This is a genomic window from Tenacibaculum lutimaris (assembly GCF_003610735.1).
GTDB classification, from domain to species: Bacteria; Bacteroidota; Bacteroidia; order Flavobacteriales; family Flavobacteriaceae; genus Polaribacter; species Polaribacter lutimaris.
The window spans coordinates 330,943-348,130 of the sequence record NZ_RAQM01000007.1 but is presented as its reverse complement, the minus strand read 5'-3'; the positions used below and the strand labels follow the sequence as shown (position 1 = coordinate 348,130).

The 17,188-nt window shown below is 33.1% G+C and carries 14 protein-coding genes; 3 read left to right on the top strand and 11 right to left on the bottom strand.

Annotated elements, in window-relative coordinates; genetic code table 11:
- Positions 1 to 30: 30 nt before the first annotated feature.
- The 3 genes from C8N26_RS05270 to C8N26_RS05260 are packed head-to-tail and all read right to left on the bottom strand — an operon-like array spanning position 31 to position 2,637.
- Complete coding sequence (locus C8N26_RS05270; protein ID WP_120186359.1) at positions 31 to 825, bottom strand: glucosaminidase domain-containing protein; 795 nt, start codon at positions 823 to 825, stop codon at positions 31 to 33.
- Entirely contained in the window at positions 825 to 1,766 is a 942-nt protein-coding gene (locus C8N26_RS05265; RefSeq protein WP_120186358.1) for a 1-aminocyclopropane-1-carboxylate deaminase/D-cysteine desulfhydrase, read from the bottom strand. Before C8N26_RS05265 ends, C8N26_RS05270 begins: the two co-directional genes overlap by 1 nt.
- A 31-nt stretch (positions 1,767 to 1,797) precedes the next feature.
- Positions 1,798 to 2,637, bottom strand: coding sequence for a winged helix-turn-helix domain-containing protein (locus C8N26_RS05260; RefSeq protein ID WP_120186357.1), 840 nt, complete (start codon positions 2,635 to 2,637; stop codon positions 1,798 to 1,800).
- Positions 2,638 to 3,435: 798 nt separating this feature from the next.
- Here C8N26_RS05260 and C8N26_RS05255 point away from each other — a divergent pair.
- Both C8N26_RS05255 and C8N26_RS05250 read left to right on the top strand, forming a co-directional pair.
- A complete protein-coding gene (locus tag C8N26_RS05255) occupies positions 3,436 to 4,257 on the top strand; it encodes a hypothetical protein (RefSeq protein ID WP_120186356.1) in 822 nt (273 codons plus the stop codon).
- Positions 4,258 to 4,409: 152 nt separating this feature from the next.
- On the top strand, positions 4,410 to 5,213 hold the full coding sequence (locus tag C8N26_RS05250) for an SDR family oxidoreductase (protein ID WP_120186355.1): 804 nt from the start codon (positions 4,410 to 4,412) through the stop codon (positions 5,211 to 5,213).
- Positions 5,214 to 5,215: 2 nt separating this feature from the next.
- On the opposite strand, the gene C8N26_RS05245 is transcribed toward C8N26_RS05250, so the two are convergent.
- On the bottom strand, positions 5,216 to 7,132 hold the full coding sequence (locus tag C8N26_RS05245) for an ABC-F family ATP-binding cassette domain-containing protein (protein ID WP_120186354.1): 1,917 nt from the start codon (positions 7,130 to 7,132) through the stop codon (positions 5,216 to 5,218).
- Between the two features lie 119 nt (positions 7,133 to 7,251).
- Between C8N26_RS05245 and C8N26_RS05240 the strand changes: the two genes are divergently transcribed.
- Positions 7,252 to 7,647, top strand: a complete 396-nt coding sequence (locus C8N26_RS05240; protein ID WP_028892463.1) for a DUF983 domain-containing protein — start codon at positions 7,252 to 7,254, stop codon at positions 7,645 to 7,647.
- An 82-nt stretch (positions 7,648 to 7,729) separates the two neighbouring features.
- Here the strand turns inward: C8N26_RS05240 and C8N26_RS05235 are convergent, their stop codons facing one another.
- From C8N26_RS05235 to topA, 7 genes are all read right to left on the bottom strand, one after another.
- A complete protein-coding gene (locus tag C8N26_RS05235; RefSeq protein WP_120186353.1) occupies positions 7,730 to 8,776 on the bottom strand; it encodes an NAD(P)/FAD-dependent oxidoreductase in 1,047 nt (348 codons plus the stop codon).
- Between the two features lie 76 nt (positions 8,777 to 8,852).
- Positions 8,853 to 9,713 carry a type IX secretion system ring subunit PorN/GldN gene (gene porN, locus C8N26_RS05230; RefSeq protein ID WP_120186352.1) on the bottom strand — a complete coding sequence of 287 codons (861 nt, stop codon included), beginning with the start codon at positions 9,711 to 9,713 and terminating at the stop codon, positions 8,853 to 8,855.
- Between the two features lie 19 nt (positions 9,714 to 9,732).
- Entirely contained in the window at positions 9,733 to 11,268 is a 1,536-nt protein-coding gene (gene porM, locus C8N26_RS05225) for a type IX secretion system motor protein PorM/GldM (protein WP_028892461.1), read from the bottom strand.
- 42 nt (positions 11,269 to 11,310) lie between these two features.
- Positions 11,311 to 11,952 carry a type IX secretion system motor protein PorL/GldL gene (gene porL, locus C8N26_RS05220; RefSeq protein ID WP_028892460.1) on the bottom strand — a complete coding sequence of 214 codons (642 nt, stop codon included), beginning with the start codon at positions 11,950 to 11,952 and terminating at the stop codon, positions 11,311 to 11,313.
- 51 nt (positions 11,953 to 12,003) lie between these two features.
- A complete protein-coding gene (gene porK / locus C8N26_RS05215; RefSeq protein ID WP_028892459.1) occupies positions 12,004 to 13,380 on the bottom strand; it encodes a T9SS ring complex lipoprotein PorK/GldK in 1,377 nt (458 codons plus the stop codon).
- 97 nt (positions 13,381 to 13,477) lie between these two features.
- Positions 13,478 to 14,638, bottom strand: a complete 1,161-nt coding sequence (locus C8N26_RS05210) for a formimidoylglutamase (RefSeq protein ID WP_120186351.1) — start codon at positions 14,636 to 14,638, stop codon at positions 13,478 to 13,480.
- A 57-nt stretch (positions 14,639 to 14,695) separates the two neighbouring features.
- A complete protein-coding gene (gene topA, locus C8N26_RS05205) occupies positions 14,696 to 17,182 on the bottom strand; it encodes a type I DNA topoisomerase (RefSeq protein ID WP_120186350.1) in 2,487 nt (828 codons plus the stop codon).
- Positions 17,183 to 17,188: the final 6 nt, after the last annotated feature.

Below are 17,188 nucleotides of genomic sequence, written 5' to 3'. Positions count from 1 at the left end.
TTGATTGAAGCGGAGCATTGCTCCGCTTTTTTATTTTACCAACAAGTCTTGACCAACACTAATAGTGTTATCGTTTAACCCGTTTACCTCTTTTAATCGTTGTACTGAAATGTTATATCTTCTTGAAATCGAATATAATGTATCTCCTTTTTGTACTTTATGAGATTCTTCTTTGTAGCTTGGTCTTTTAGAAGCTAGTGATCCGTCAGGTTTAACTCTATCATATTGAGATAAATTGTATTTATTAATAATAGAAATCAACTTTTGCGGGTATCGTTTATCCGTAGCATAGCCTGCTTTTTTCAAACCATACGCCCAACCTTTGTAATCGGTGTGTCTAAGTTTAAACAAACTTGCGTAACGGCTACGAGTTAATAAAAACTGTGAATGATCTTCGTACGATGTTTCTGGATATTTATATTTTCTAAAACATTCTCCTTTTTCATCATCATCGTGAGTTACACTATGCCCTTGCCAACCTCTATGGCATTTAATTCCAAAATGGTTGTTTGATCTAAGAGCTAATGCGCTTCTACCACTTCCTGATTCTAATACTCCTTGTGCTAACGTAATACTAGCAGGAATACCGTGTTCGTGCATTTTTTTAACCGCAATCGGTGCAAACTTTTGAATATAAGTTTCGGTATGATTTGTAGTTGTTGCTACTGGTCGCTTAATCTGCTCTAATTGTGGTAACTCAGGAGCCTTTTCTTCTTTAGTCTCCAATACTACTTGATTAGGTGTAGATCTTGCTACATTTTTACCTGAACCACAACTTGCCAATACCGCAGCGCATGCCGCTAAAAAAACTACTCTTATTTTCATTAAACCTTGATTAACTCTTGATTTTTATTCTTTAATTTTTGATTTACTCCGTCAATTCCTTGTAAACCTCCTGTATGAATTGCTAATATTTTACTGTTTTCAGGAAATTCATTTTTCGAAACCAAATCTATAATTCCATATAGCAGTTTTCCTGTATAAATTGGATCTAACGGGATATTTGTTTGCTCTTTAAATTCGTTTATAAAACGAATTAATTCCGGAGTATATTTTCCATAACCTCCAAAATGATAGTCAGTTTGCAAATTCCAATTTGTATTCCCTTTTACAAAAGGCTTAATCTCATCTACTAAAAAATCACCTTTCAATGCAGGAAAACCTATCACTTTTTGATGTTTCTTAGCTGAATTTATCAATCCAGAAATGGTTCCACCAGTACCAACTGCACAACAAATATAATTGAATTTTTCATCTTCATTTGTTAAAATCTCTTCACAGCCTTGTACCGCTAATACATTCGTTCCTCCTTCTGGAACTAAGTAAAAATCACCAAACTCATTTTTTAATTGATTGATAAAATCTTCGGAAGTTTTGTTTCGATAGGTATCTCTTGACACAAACTGGAACTCCATTCCGTTGTCGTGTGCATTTTTCAACGTTGCATTTTGAGAAAGTGTTTTTGTCAAATCCTTCCCTAATTCATCTCCTCTAATAATTCCGATGGTTTTAAATCCAGCTATTTTTCCTGCAGCAGCAGTAGCAGCAATATGGTTTGAAAAAGCGCCTCCAAAAGTTAACAGTGTTTGTTTTCCTTGTCGTTCTGCTTCTTCAATATTGTATTTGAGTTTTCTGAATTTATTCCCTGAAACAAACGGATGAATGGTGTCTTCTCTTTTTATAAACAATTCAATTCCTTTTGAAGCTAAAATAGGTAAGTGAATTTGTTGATTTACTGGTATGGGAATTTCTAATTGAAAAAGCATTGTAAAAAGTTATCAGCACAAAAATAAGGCTTTAATCTATTTCTAACTTATATCCTACCCCGTGAATATTGGTTATTTTTATAGAAGTATCGTCTTTTAATTTTTTTCTGAGTTTAGAAATATAGGTATCTAAACTTCTTCCTACCACAACGCCGTTTTCTTCCCAAACCTTTTTCATCAATTCTTCTCTTTTAATTACTTCGTTGGGTCTGTGAATAAAAATAGTTAATAACTCACACTCTTTATTAGATAACGGAATTTCTTCTGCTTCCTTAAGCAACTTATTTTGTTCAGGATAAAACATAAATTTTCCCAAGCTTTGCGAATTGTTAGAACCTGTGTTGACAACTGCTTTTCTTTTCTTTTTTTGATACACCCCAAAGCCTAAAACCGAAATTATAAGCAAAAATCCGTAGAAAAAATATTGAGTATTATTTTCATTTTTAAAAAACTGAACTTCTATAAAATAACAATTGGTAGGCAACACTCTTCCTTTACAAGGCACAATAGCATTTTCTTCACTCTGCATCATTTCGTAGCTGTAAGCTACTTCCTCATTTAAACATTCTTTTACCTCTATACGATAGTTAGCAGGTAATTCTGATTGAGAAAAACTTCTTTTTACAATCGACACCAAACTATCGGGTGTTACCTGTAAATTACTTTGAAAAGTTAACTGATGTTTATACTTACTTAGTTCTTTTATAGGCAGCACCAGTGAGGTAGAATCTTGATTGGTTAACAACAATTGATGCCCTACATTTCGAAGCGAAACTTTTACTTTTTCGGTAAAACCTTCATTCTTTTTACAAGAAATAAATTGTGTTGCAATTAAAAATATACTTATGTAAAAAATAACTCTCTTGCTCATACAACTTACAAATAACACATTTTTTCTCTTTATTTTAAGAGAATTGACATTTCTTTTACACTTTTTTGACATTTTTTACCACTCGTCATTCCGATCAGAGAAAAAACACTTACTGTCATTTCGACTGCAAGGAGAAATCTCATTAATAAAAGTAACTCACAACCTTAAGATTTCTCAATCGCTCATAAAATCGCTTATTCGAAATGACAAACAAAAACGTCATTACGAAGGAGGAACGACTGAAGTAATCTGTTTGTTAGAACTCTCAACTTAAAGATTGCTTCGTTACCACTCGCAATGACACTTACTGTTATTTCAACTGCAGGGAGAAATCTCATTAATAAAAGTAACTCACAACCTTAAGATTTCTCAGTCGCTCATAAAATCGCTTATTCGAAATGACAAAGAAAAACGTCATTACGAAGGAGGAACGACTGAAGTAATCTGCTTATCTCAAACTACCAACACGAAGATTGCTTCGTTATCACTCGCAATGACACTTATCGTCATTCCGACCTACAGGAGGGAAAATACTCTCTGTCATTTCGAACTGAAGTGCTACGGAGATGAGAAATCTTATCAATAGAATTTACTTACAATTTATAGATTTAGCTTCGCTTAATTTTACGGTTTCTCCCTTTACTCGAAATGACATTATTTTACTATATTTAAACTCGAAAATTGAAATGGAATAAAATTGCTGAAATCTCCACTTATCACATTATAATACAGGGATAACAAAACTTTTATTTCTTATATAACGAGTTAGGGTACATTTACGAAAAAAGAACATAATTAATGAGAATTATAATATTATCAACCATATTTTTATTATCACAATTGACATTTTCACAGTCAATCGCAAGTTATAACACAAATGCTACCAAGTACAACGAGAATACCAAATTTGTTCAAATAATTGAAAAAACAAGTTTTTATAATTCTGATGGAATTCAAACGGAAATTGAACATAAGAACTTCAATGAATCAATGCAATTAACAAGCCTAAAAAGGTTCGATGATAAAAACAAATTGATTTGGCTAAATATTTATAAATACGATAGTTTACAAAGGAGAGTTAGACTTGATAACAAAAGATGGATAAATATAATTGGATATCAAACAAAACATACTGAATATAAATATGATTCAATTGGTAATTGTGTTCAGGTAGATTATAATTCTCAAAAACAAATTTCGAATATCTGTCAATACTTTTTTGACAAAGAGAAAAACTTAATTAGACTTGAGAATTTTAATGGAAATGGTAGTTTAATTGGTTATGAAACTGCAAATTACGATTATAATAATAACGTTGTTACTATTAATCAATATAACAATAAAAATGAGTTAGTTAATTCTAACAATAGGGCAATAAGTCATTCTGGAGACAAAAAGCAAAAGTCCTCTAATAAATATAATGAACAAGGAGATTTAATATTTTATAAAAGAAATTGGAATGACAATGATAATGTTTGTTACACTATTGAATATAAGTATGACAAAAAAGGGAGTTGGATTTCTAAAAAAAGATTTAGCCATATACAGACTGAAAGCGGAAAGTTGAAAAAGAGAAAAATAAAAATGACTAAAACGAGAAAAATAAAATATAGTGAATAAAAAACGTACCCTAACACCGTGTATAATTCATTGCTAGTACTCGCCTACTTCTGAAAATCCTCGCGGTTTTCAGTTTGGTGTGTACTTGCAAAGTTAAGTGCTAAATCACACAACTACTCATAGCCGCAGACGTTACAACTAAAACAAAAAATATGCGCTTAAAAGATAAAACAGTTTTAATTACTGGAGGAGCTTCTGGAATTGGCAAAATAATGGTTCGTTTACTATTAGAACGAAAAGCCAAAGTTATTATTTGGGATATTAATCAAGAAAACATTGATAAAACAATAACTGAATTTTCAAATAAAGGAGAGCTATATACGTACACCGTTGATATTTCGAACCTTGAGCAAATTCAACACACCGCTAAAAAAGTTAAAGCAGAAATTGGTATTGTTGATGTATTAATCAACAATGCAGGAATTATAGTTGGTAAATATTTTAAAGATCATACGGCCTCTGATATTTCAAAAACCATGGAAATTAATGCAAATGCGCCAATGTTTATCACACTTGAGTTTCTTAACGATATGTTAGATCAAAATTCAGGGCATATTTGTAATATTGCTTCCTCTGGCGGAATAGTTTCAAACCCTAAAATGTCGGTGTATGCAGCTAGTAAATGGTCACTTATCGGTTGGTCGGATAGCTTGCGTTTAGAGATGGAGCAGCTGAATAAAAAAGTAAATGTTACCACAATATTGCCCTATTACATCAATACTGGTATGTTTGATGGTGTAAGATCTAAAATTCCAATTCTTGAACCTGAAGCAACAGCATTAACCATTGTTAAAGCTATTGAGAAGAATAAAAAGCTAATCAGTATTCCAGGTTATATTTACAGATTTACACGTTTTGCTCAAGCGGTAACATCAATTACTATTTTTGATTGGTTTGCTGGAAACATCTTTGGAATTTATAAAACGATGGAACATTTCTCTGGTCGCAAAAAGTAATATTAAAAACTAGCTACTTGCTCTTCTACTAGTTCCCATTCCTCCATAAGTTCATCTACTTTTGCTTTTTTGGCTTTGTAGTTTTCAAAGAAGTTTGGACGAGAAGAAACTTCGTCGTAGTTCTGAGCTAACTCTAAATCTATTTTTTCAATTTCAGCTTCTAAATCTGCTATTTGTGTTTCAATTTTATTCAACCTATTTTTCAACTTTTTAAGTTCCTTTTCTTGTTCTTTAGATAGTTGATAGGCTTCTTTTTTAGACGTATCTTTTTCTGCCTTTACTACAGTTTTTTTCTCAGCATCACGCAAACTTTCCATTTTGTGTTGCTCTAAGAAATAATCAATATCGCCTAAATATTCTTTTATTTCTCGGTCTTTAAATCCGTAAACCGTAGTGGTTAATCCTTGTAAAAAATCACGGTCGTGAGATACTACGATTAACGTTCCGTCAAAATTTTGTAGCGCTTTCTTTAATACGTTTTTAGAAGCAATATCTAAGTGGTTGGTAGGCTCATCCATTATCAACACGTTAAAAGGTGATAATAATAGCTTACACAAGGCTAAACGGTTTCGCTCTCCTCCTGACAGTACTTTCGCTTTTTTATCTACCGCTTCTCCACCAAACAAAAAGGCTCCAAGCATATCACGAACTCGCATCCTATTGGTATCGGTTGCAGCGTCTTCCATAATTTCCAACACTGTTTTTTCAGGTGGTAATTCTTCTGACTGATTTTGCGCAAAATATCCTATCTCTACATTATGTCCTAGTTTTAAACTCCCCTCAAACGGAATTTCTCCTACCATCATTTTTGCTAAGGTAGATTTCCCTTGTCCGTTTTGACCTACAAAAGCAATTCTACTATTACGTTCAATGAGTAAATCAACATCTTTCAACACCTCTTTTTCTCCGTAGTTCTTGGTTAAGTTTTCAGCCTCGACAATAATTTTACCAGGTTCTTTTGATATTTCAAAACGAACATTCATTACTGCATTATCATCTTGATCAACCTCTATACGCTCTACTTTTTCTAACTTTTTAATCAGCGATTGCGCCATGGCTGCTTTACTAGCTTTTGCACGGAACTTCTCTATCAACTTTTCGGTATGTTCTATTTCCTTTTGTTGATTTTTTTGCGTTTGTAACTGCTTTTCTTTGATTTCAGCTCGCAATTTTAAGAATTCAGAATACGGTTTTTTGTAATCGTAAATCTGTCCTAACGAAATTTCTATAGTACGGTTGGTTACGTTATCTAAAAACATTTTATCGTGCGATACTAATACAATAGCTCCTGCATAATTCTTTAAGAAATTTTCTAACCAAATAATAGACTCAATATCTAAGTGGTTGGTAGGCTCATCGAGCAATAAAATATCGTTATTCTGAAGAAGGAGTTTTGCCAATTCAATACGCATACGCCAACCTCCAGAGAAAGTATCAGTCAACTTATCAAAATCTTCTCGTTGAAATCCTAATCCTTGTAAAATCTTTTCGGTTTCTCCTTGATAGTTGTATCCTCCTAATAATTCGTAACGTTCAGTTTTTTCGTTTAAATCTATAATTAGCTGATTATATGCTTCACTTTCATAATCAGTTCTTTCAGCTAATTGCCTATTTATCTCATCTAACTCTAACTCAATTTCTTTAATTTCAGTAAATGCTTGGTATGCTTCCTCCAAAATAGTTCTTCCATGTACAAAATCAATATCCTGACGTAAAAAACCAATACGAACATCTTTATCAAACGCCAAGGTTCCTCCACTACTCTCTATATCTTTAGAAAGCACTTTTAATAAAGTAGATTTTCCAGCTCCATTTTTACCTATTAACCCTATTCTGTCTCCTTTAATTAATTTAAAGGTGATTCCTGAGAACAAGTCTGTTCCCATAAATGAAACTGATACGTCGTGTACGTTTAACATATTTTTAGAAAATTACTTTGATTTTGTAACTAGAGTTACAAACAAGAGTTTTATTTTTGTTGAAATTTGTGCAAACTTACAAAAAGCAAATAGTTAATTGAACTTAATACCCAGAAGAAATGTTTGGAAAAGGGAGTAAATTATATAGTATTTTCAACAGTAAATGCCCTCGTTGTCATGAAGGTGAGTTTTTTAAATATAAATTGAACTTCAATCCTAAAAAAGTCACTACTTTGCACGAAAACTGCCCAAAATGTAACTTAAAATACATGATGGAACCTTCTTTTTTCTTTGGTGCCATGTATGTAAATTATGCTCTTGCTGTGGCTCTTTTTGTTGCTATTTTTATTATTGCAAAGATGTTTATCGGATTGTCTATTTTACATAGTTTTATTGCTATTGTAATTGTTTCTTTAATCTTAACTCCAGTTACTATTCGTCTTTCAAGGATTATATGGATTAACCTTTTCGTGAGTTATAAAAAGGACGCTAAAGAATTACAATCAGAAAAATAGTTTTTAAAATATAATTATATCAAACAAAAATAGCTTCCTCAAATTAGGAAGCTATTTTTATATATGCTTTTTTAAACTTGGATTATTCAAATCTTTTAATATCTATCTCGATATCTAGGTTTTCGCTATTTTCAAGGTGATTAAACAAATTTTCAGCAACAGTTGGCGCTACCATAACTCCACGAGTTCCTAAACCGTTTAAAACTGCTAATTGAGCGTATTTAGGATGAACACCTACCAAAGGTCTTCTATCTTTTACTGTTGGTCGTATTCCTGCTGATTGTTCTATCACTGTATAAGGAACTGAAATAATTTTCTGAAGCTTATCTTCCAACTCTTTTCTTCCTTCATCTGTTGGAATAGAGGTTTTATCTGTCCAATTAAACGTTGCTCCAACTTTATAGTTATCATTTCCTAAAGGCATCACAAAAACACTTCCTTTTAATAAAAAATCTATTTGCAGTTTAGGTGCATGAATTGTTATGGTTTCTCCTTTAGTTCCGTTTAGAGGCAAGTAATTAAAAAACGGGTTTCTTTTCAATCCAAAACCTTCGCTAAACACTATTCTTTTTGCCGTGATGTTATCATAGCTTACTTTATCTTCTGAAATCTCTACTTTAGAATAATCAAAAGCTTCCTCTACTAGATTCCCTAAGGAATTGATATATTCTTTATAGGTAGTAACAAGCAATGGTGTATCTATTCTTCCAGTTCCTGTTAACTCTCCAAAACCATAATCGCCTATTATTCCTTTAATTTTTTCTTTTTGAATAGTAGGATTCATATAATAAGACAACATCGACTTGTCTGAAGCTATAAACCAATTGTTCTCATCACCTACACTTGTAAACACCTTCTTTGTAGTGAAACTATAATCTAACGTTATGTTTAATTTTTCTTCTAACTTTTTATAAAAAGGAAGTGCTTTTATCAGCTGCTCATGACCATTCCAAACAGGAGTAAATCGTTTTAAAATTACAGGATTATAAACCCCTCCTGCTACTACAGAAGATACTTGTGAGTTGTTTTCAAAAACAATAAAACTCTTGTTGTTTTCTATCAGTTTTTCTACAAATGCTATTCCTGATAGTCCTAAACCAACAACTATATAATCTACCTTTTTAATCATACTTCAAAAATACTATTATTACAATAAAAAAGAGCTTGCAATGCAAGCTCTTTTTATTATGTATATAGGAAAATTATTAGTAATTCCACATATCCATTTCACGATCACGAATACCTTCTTTAATTCTATTCGCTTCTAATAATTGGAATAAAGAGTTTCCTCGGATATAATCAGAAATAGCTCTGTCTCCATAGATATTTTCTTCCTTTAGAATTGTAGAATTAAAACGTCTTGCGTTTAACAAGTTATCGTAAGACAATGGTTGCGCTGAGTTTTCAGGGTTGAATACTTTTGAATTGTGTAATGTTTCTCTTGCATCTGGAAAATACACCCAGAACAATTCGTATACATTTTCTTTATCATCAATTTCTTCAACTCCCATTACTTGTACATCTGGCCCCATTGGAGCTAACGCTAACAAGCGATACTTTAACTCACCTTGACGCTTGTCAAAATACCAAAGACCTTTTAACATATATCCTTTGATATCTTGAGACTGTACATAGTAAGGATCAACATAATCACCATTTTGGCGCTCGTTATAAGTCATTAACTTAACTTCTTCCATACCTATTTTAGTAGTAAAATAAGAGTCGTTATAAACCTCTTTAATTTCACCATTTTTAATTCCTTTTAATAGCGTATCGAATAACGAACGTCTTGTTAATCCGGCATTCATAGTATCAATTGGGAAATAATACGGAAGATTTATTTTTTGATTTAAATCTACATATTCCCACACCACTTTAGACCATAACACATCTCTATCACTAATGTAGCCATAAGGAAGTGGTTTGTCATCTTCTGAAGCGATTTGCGCTTCAGATTTAAATCCAATTTCATCTACCTTTTTAGCATTTAAAAGGTTAGCTTGTGCACTTGCGTAGCTTGTAGCTGCAAATGCGAATAAAACCATATAAAAACGCTTCCAATTCATACTTTCTTGTTTTTACTTATTAATTTGTAATTTCTATAGCAACAGGTAATACTTTTTTGATGCTATAATTAGAGCCAGAAACTGATGCTTTAATATCAAAAATAGTAATTACATCATTTCTTCTAGCTTTTGATAATGCTGCTTTAGCTCTAGGGTTTAATCTAGTTCCACTAACTGGAATAGCTACTTGACCAGGAACTTTAATTTTAAAGCTAGATACGTTTAATTTTAAATCGAATAAGAAGTCTGGTAAACCAGCTGCAATACTAACATTTCCTAAACTTGCCTTTGGCATTTTTACTGTACCGTATTGCCCTCTTACCATACCTACCGCTGGTGGTATGTCTTTAATTCTAAATTTCTTTACAGAACGTACTCCTTTATCTGATCCTGCTGGAGTACCAGTTACAACGATATTTACTTCGCTTCCTTTACCAGGATACATAGTATATTTATCTCCACTTACTCTTTTTAATCCTGGTGCATTTGCAGCAACTTTGTTACTTGGTACTCCTGGAATAGAAATTGTTAATGGGTTTGCTAAACCACGATATACAACGTTCATTTTATCTGCTGAAACTAATGCTTCGTTTGGTCTTGGGATTACAGCATACGCTCCTTTGATATCTATTTTTACAATAGAATCCCCTTCTTTAAACTGGAACTCTCCTTTTAATTCTTTATCTCCAACGTTTCCTGCTGGACCGTCTAAGATAACTTGACCTGCTTGAATTTTTTCTGCTTCAACCTCTTTATCATTAATGATAACTTTCTCTGCAGTTAAGTTAGGATCTTTCTTTCCTAATACAATTCTACCTGATAAGTTTTCTCCTGGATAGTATGCACTCTTGTCGAAAACAACCATAGCCTCATACTTTGTCATAGAAACTGCACTTTGTAACTCTCCTTGTAATAATGCAGTTAATGCGTCAGATTCTGTAGCTTTAATATCTGCTTGAATTTGAGTTAACTTTGTTAAAGAAGCAATTAAAGGGAAACCTTCGTAGTTATACTTTAACCAATCGATTTTCTTTCCATCTTTATTTTCTTCTTTATCGGTATTAAAACGAGTTGCAATAACACCTGCAACTTCTGTTCCTTCTAAAGCTGTCATTGCTTGGTTTCTAAACCCTTCAATTTTAGCTACAAATTCTTTACCTGCTTCAGTTACTTTTCCACCTTTAAAGAATAATTCGTCTAAAAACTTAGACTTATCCATAGTTTCATATGCTGTTTTATCTTCTAAATCACCAGTCATTCGGCTCTTTAAATCTCCAACATATGCATATAATTCATCCGCAGCTACTTTTAATTTATCTGTTTTCTCTTTAGCCTCTCCATACTGCTTTGCTTGTTCAGCAGCTTTTTGGGCTAACGTTTCGTAAGCTGTTTTATTTTTCTCAGTTGCCTTTTCATTTGCTACTGTTAACTTTTCATTCATTAATCCAAAGGCTGATAATACCTCTTTACTCATGTTCATTGCTAACATTGCAATAAACACTAAGTACATCAGGTTAATCATCTTCTGCCTTGGTGATAGTTTTCCTCCTGCCATATTAATTAGTTTGTTTCGTTAAAAATTAGATAAACTAATTAATTACTTGTTAGACATTGCAGACAACATTCCACCATAAACTCCATTTAACGAAGATAAATTCGTAGCTAGAGATTGCATTTGCTCTTGTAAACGTTGAGAGTTTTCAACCATTGCTGAGTTTAAATCAGCTTGTTTACTAGCATTCTCTACTTGTGTTTGGTATAAACTGTTTAAAGATTCCATTTGAGCTGCTGCTCTAGACATTTGCTCGTTGTAGCTATTTGTAGCTGAAATTGATTGAGAAGCAGATGCTAAAGGCTCTACTGCTCCTTGGAAATTTTTAATACTATCTCCTAAACGAGATACTAATTGTGCGTCTAATTTAGCTTCGCTTAAGATATTATCTAATTTTTGAGATAACATGCTTTGTGCTTCTTCTGGAGATGCTTCTTTACCTTTCTTACCTCCTAATGATTGACCATCTGCTAACTCTGGGTATACTTTTGTCCAATCTAAATCGTCTTCAACTGCTTCAAACGCTGACAATGCGAAAACTGCTGCTTCCACAATCATACCTATCATTAATACTTCATTTCCAAAAGGCCAGTGTAAAATTTTAAATAATGCTCCAATGATAACTACTGCGGCTCCTAAACCGTAAGCCATATTGAACATCTTCTTAGTTGATTTTGATTGTGCCATAATTTTTAATTTTTAATTTTTGGGGATTAATATTTATTCTTGTTTTCTTGTTTAATTACTCTTGTTTGTTCCTAAATAATCTTGAACAGTTCTAAATCCGATATAACTTCTTGCTGTATCAGCATATTCCCAGTCACGAGAACTTACTTCTAAGAAATAGGCTACATCTTTCCATGAACCTCCACGGATAATTTTTCTTCTATTTTCTTTAATCTCTACGTTCGGGTTCATTGTAGACCCCATATAATAAGACATTTGGTTATAAGCTGTATTTGTCCATTCAGAAACGTTACCTGCCATATTAAATAACCCATATTCATTTGGATTGTATGACATTGCTTCTACTGTATATAAAGCTCCATCTGCTGCATAGTCACCACGTACTGGTTTAAAGTTTGCTAAGAAACATCCTCTATCACTTGTAGTACTTGGTCCACCCCAAGGATATTTAGCATAGTCTAAACCTCCACGAGCTGCATATTCCCATTCAGCCTCTGTTGGTAATCTGAACGCAGGTACTAATCCTAACTTTCTTCTTGAACGTTGGAAGTTATTTTTAGTTTGAGTTCTCCAATTACAAAATGCTTTTGCTTGATTCCAAGTTACACCTACTACTGGATAGTTTTCGTATGCTTTATGAGCAAAATACTCTTGGTGCATTGGGTCGTTGTATGAATAGTTGAAGTCTTTAATCCAAACTGTGGTATCTGGATATACATTGATAACTTCATTTTTTAAGAAATCTTTTCTATTCTTTCCTGTTCTTGCTGCTGCCTCATTATCAAACCAATAATATCTATAATTTAATAATTTTGTATTGAACGTTCTAATTCCGTTTAAAGCTTCATCTTTCTTAATATATAAAGAGTCCATTACTTCTACATAATCAGCATCTGGGTATTCAGGAGCTTCCCAAATAATTTCTTCTTCCCAATTTAATGGTTTTAAAGAGTCTAAACCAGCTCCTAACTCATAGTAATTTTCACGCATGTACTTTTCGTAAGGAGTTTCATTTACAGTATCTTTTGATGCAAACGCATATAATTGAATACCTTCTGCTCTTCCTGCTCCTTCTGCATCACCAGCTCCCATTGAAGCAAACTCTGCTTGATAAGCTAACTTAGTTCTTGTGATAGAATCTCTTACCCAGAACACAAATGCTTTATACTCACTATTTGTAATTTCTGTTTCATCCATATAAAATGGTTGTACAGTTACAGTTTTTGTTGGCGCATTCATAGCTCCCATAGGATCTTCATCTTGTTTACCCATAGTAAAAGACCCTCCTGGTATTTTAGCCATTCCATATGGTTTTTCGGCAAACCATTTTCTTGTAGACTTTACTCCTACTAACTCTCCTCTATCTCCACTTGAACCACAAGAGTAGATGATAGATACCAATAATGCAAGTAATGCTATTTTTTTCATATTATATCTTTTCTTATAAAAGAGGCGTAAACCTATTATTTTTTTTATTAAAAAACAATTACGAGTTATATTTTTTCACACTTTATACAACTTTCTTCTAAACAAGCTTTTGCAAAGCTTTGTACCACCTTTCAGGTGTTTTTTGTTGTAGTGCTAGTTCATAATCTCGATAGCTACATGGTATTAACGCATGTCTTTTGTGTTTATTATTCGATATTAAATTTATTTCCATCCACCAACGACCACTTTTATCACTTTTATAGAAGTTTATTGGGTCGTCATCGCTTAAAAGTACTGTAAATTTCTGATAACTTTCTTTGGTTGCAAACGGATAATCTTTTGCTCTAGAGTTCATTCCTTCTATAAAGTACCAAATTATTTGAGCTATCAACTTTGCTGTTTGACTATTTGAGTCTAACATTACATTGTATTCGTAAATCCCGAAAGATGTTACTTTATCACTTATTCCTGCATATCGTGCTATTGCACAAATCTCTTCTCCGTAAAACCCATTTGGCGAGGCGTTTTCGTTAGCTGGCGCTTCACTTTGACGAATACTTCCAACATCTATACTCACCACATCTGCATCTCTCATTATAGGTTCTACTAAAGTAATATCTTTTACTTCTCCTAACCTATATGCATCAAAATACAACTTATCTAATAGGTCTATTTCATCTTGCGAGTTAAAATAGGTTTGATATCCTATATTACTAAAGTTAAAAAGATTGTTAGGCTCTTCCATAACAATTCTACTTACATACGATTTTGACGTAAGCTCATCTTCTAACGAACCTAAGTCAAATCGGCTATCAACAGCTACTAAATTAACTGTTTGCTCTAAGTTATCGTAAGCCCTATAATTTGCATAGGTAATATCTTGCCCGCCACCTATAATGATTGGCATAATATTTTTCTTTAGTAAAAACTCTATTGATGATTTTACCGCAAAATAAGTATCTTCTACAGTATTTCCTTTCTCTATATTTCCTAAGTCCGCAATTTGGGTTGTCCATTTACCAGTAAACAACTGATAAAAGTGTTTACGAATTTGGTCTAATCCATTTCCGCAACCTTCATTACCTACTGCTCCCCTTCCATCTTTTACTCCTAAAATAGCTATTGAAACTTCTGTTAAGTCTGGAAAACCATTATCAACAGTATGAAGTTGAACTATTTTACCTAATACCGAAGGCGCTTGCTCAAGTACGTGAGCAGCTGCAGATTCTTCGATAGGTGTAAAGAAGTCAAGATTCATTTATAGGGGAATTTTAAGAGCGCTAATATAACAAACTATTTTTTATAGAAAGCTTCTTTATTTCTTTTTGGTTACTTTCTTCTTTACTGTTTTCTTTTTTGGAGTTTTTGCTTCAATCATTTTAACAGCTTCTTCTTGCGTTAACTTCTCAATCTCTGTTGTTTTAGGTAATTCAACCTTTATTTTACCTTTAATTACATTAAAACGACCCCAACGTGCTTTTTCTACACGAATACCAACTTCTTCAAAATTATGGATGAGCTTTTCGCGTTCTTTTTTCTTTTTATCCTCTATTAACTCTTCTAAATCTGATTGACTTAAATTATCAAAATCGTATTTTTTGTTAACATTGATGAAAATAGAATTCCACTTAATAAAAGGTCCAAATCGTCCAACTCCTTTTTGAATTGGCATTCCTTCATACTCACCAATAGGAGCATCTGCTTTACGTTTGGCTTCAATCAATTCAATAGCTCTATCCATATCTACTGACATTGGATTTTCGTCTCTATCAAGCGATACGTATTTTCCATCAAACTTAATATAAGGACCAAATCTACCGTTTGCTACTTCTACTTCCATACCCTCATAGTCTCCTAAAACTTTTGGCAACTTAAATAAATCCATCGCTTCTTCGTATGTGATAGAATTCATGGTTTGATCACCTTGTAAACTTGCAAAACGTGGCTTTTCTTCATCAGTAGCTTCACCAATTTGAACCATTGCTCCGTAACGTCCTAAACGCACATATACATTCTTACCACTTTCAGGATCTACACCTAACAAACGCTCTCCTTTCGCTCTTTCAGCATTTGCTGCAACATCTTCTACAACTACATGGAAGTTTTTGTAGAAATCTTTAATCATTGCAGTCCAATCTTCATTTCCCTCTGCTATTTCATCAAATTCATTTTCAACTTTAGCCGTGAAACCATAATCTAAAATTGTATCAAAATTTTCTACTAAAAAGTCATTTACGATATTTCCGATATCTGTTGGAACTAATTTTCCTTTATCAGAACCTACTCGTTCTGTTAGAACTTGCTCTGATACTATTTGATTTGCTAAACTTAACTGTGTATAATTTCTTTCTTTTCCTTCAACAGTTCCTTTTTCAACATACTCTCTTCTTTGAATCGTTGAAATTGTTGGCGCATACGTAGAAGGACGTCCAATTCCTAACTCTTCTAATTGTTTTACCAAAGCAGCTTCGGTATATCTTGCTGGCGGACGTGTATAACGCTCTGTTGCCGTAATTAATTCATTAATTAGCGATTCATTTACTTCCATTTTAGGTAACATTCCTGCTTGCTCTTCATCTTCATTATCTGTTCCTTCTAAGTATACTTTTAAGAAACCTTCAAAAGTAATCACCTCACCATTGGCTGTAAACTGTTTCTTGTTCTTATTGTTATCTATTTTTACAACGGTACGCTCCAATTGTGCTTCACTCATTTGTGAAGCTAGTGTACGTTTCCATATTAAACTATACAATCTATCTTGATCATAATCTACAGAAACCTCATGACGTGTCATATCTGTAGGACGAATCGCTTCGTGCGCCTCTTGGGCTCCTTTTGTTTTAGTTGAAAAATTACGTGGCTTGCTATATTCTTTACCATAAGAAGCTATTATTTCTTCTTGTGCCGCATTTTTAGCGTCATCAGATAAATTAACGCTATCTGTTCTCATGTAGGTTATCAATCCCGCTTCGTATAAACGTTGCGCCATCATCATCGTTTTTGCTACTGGAAAACCTAACTTTCTAGACGCTTCCTGTTGCAATGTTGACGTTGTAAATGGTGGTGCTGGTGACTTTTTCGCAGGCTTTTGTTGTAAATCTGCTACTGAAAACGCTGCATCAGCACAAGAATTTAAGAATTTTTCTGCTTCTTCTTTAGTTGAAAAATTCTTTGCTAACTTCGCTTTAAACTTTTTTCCTTCAGCATTTACAAACTCAGCATCTACTCGATAAGATGCTTCGGTTTCAAAGCTTTCAATTTCACGCTCACGCTCTACTATTAAACGCACTGCTACTGACTGCACTCTACCTGCTGATAACCCCGGTTTTACTTTTCTCCATAACACTGGAGACAGTTCATAACCTACTATTCTATCTAACACACGTCTCGCTTGTTGTGCATCTACTAAGTTATAATTAATAGTACGTGGATTTTCAATTGCTTTTAAAATTGCTTGTTTAGTAATTGAGTTAAAAACAATACGCTTTGTATTTTCTTCCTTTAGCTTTAATTGTTCTGCTAAATGCCATGCAATAGCTTCTCCCTCGCGATCCTCATCGGAAGCTAACCATACTGTTTCTGCTTTCTTTGCTAAATCTTTTAGTTTTTTTACTACCGCTTTTTTATCGGTAGAAACTATATATTTTGGTTTGAAATCTCCTTCAACATTTACCCCTAATTCTTTAGATGGTAAATCTGCAATGTGTCCAAAACTCGATTCAACCTGAAAATCTTTCCCTAAAAACTTTTCTATTGTTTTTGCCTTAGCAGGTGACTCAACTATTACTAAATTTTTTGCCATACGTCT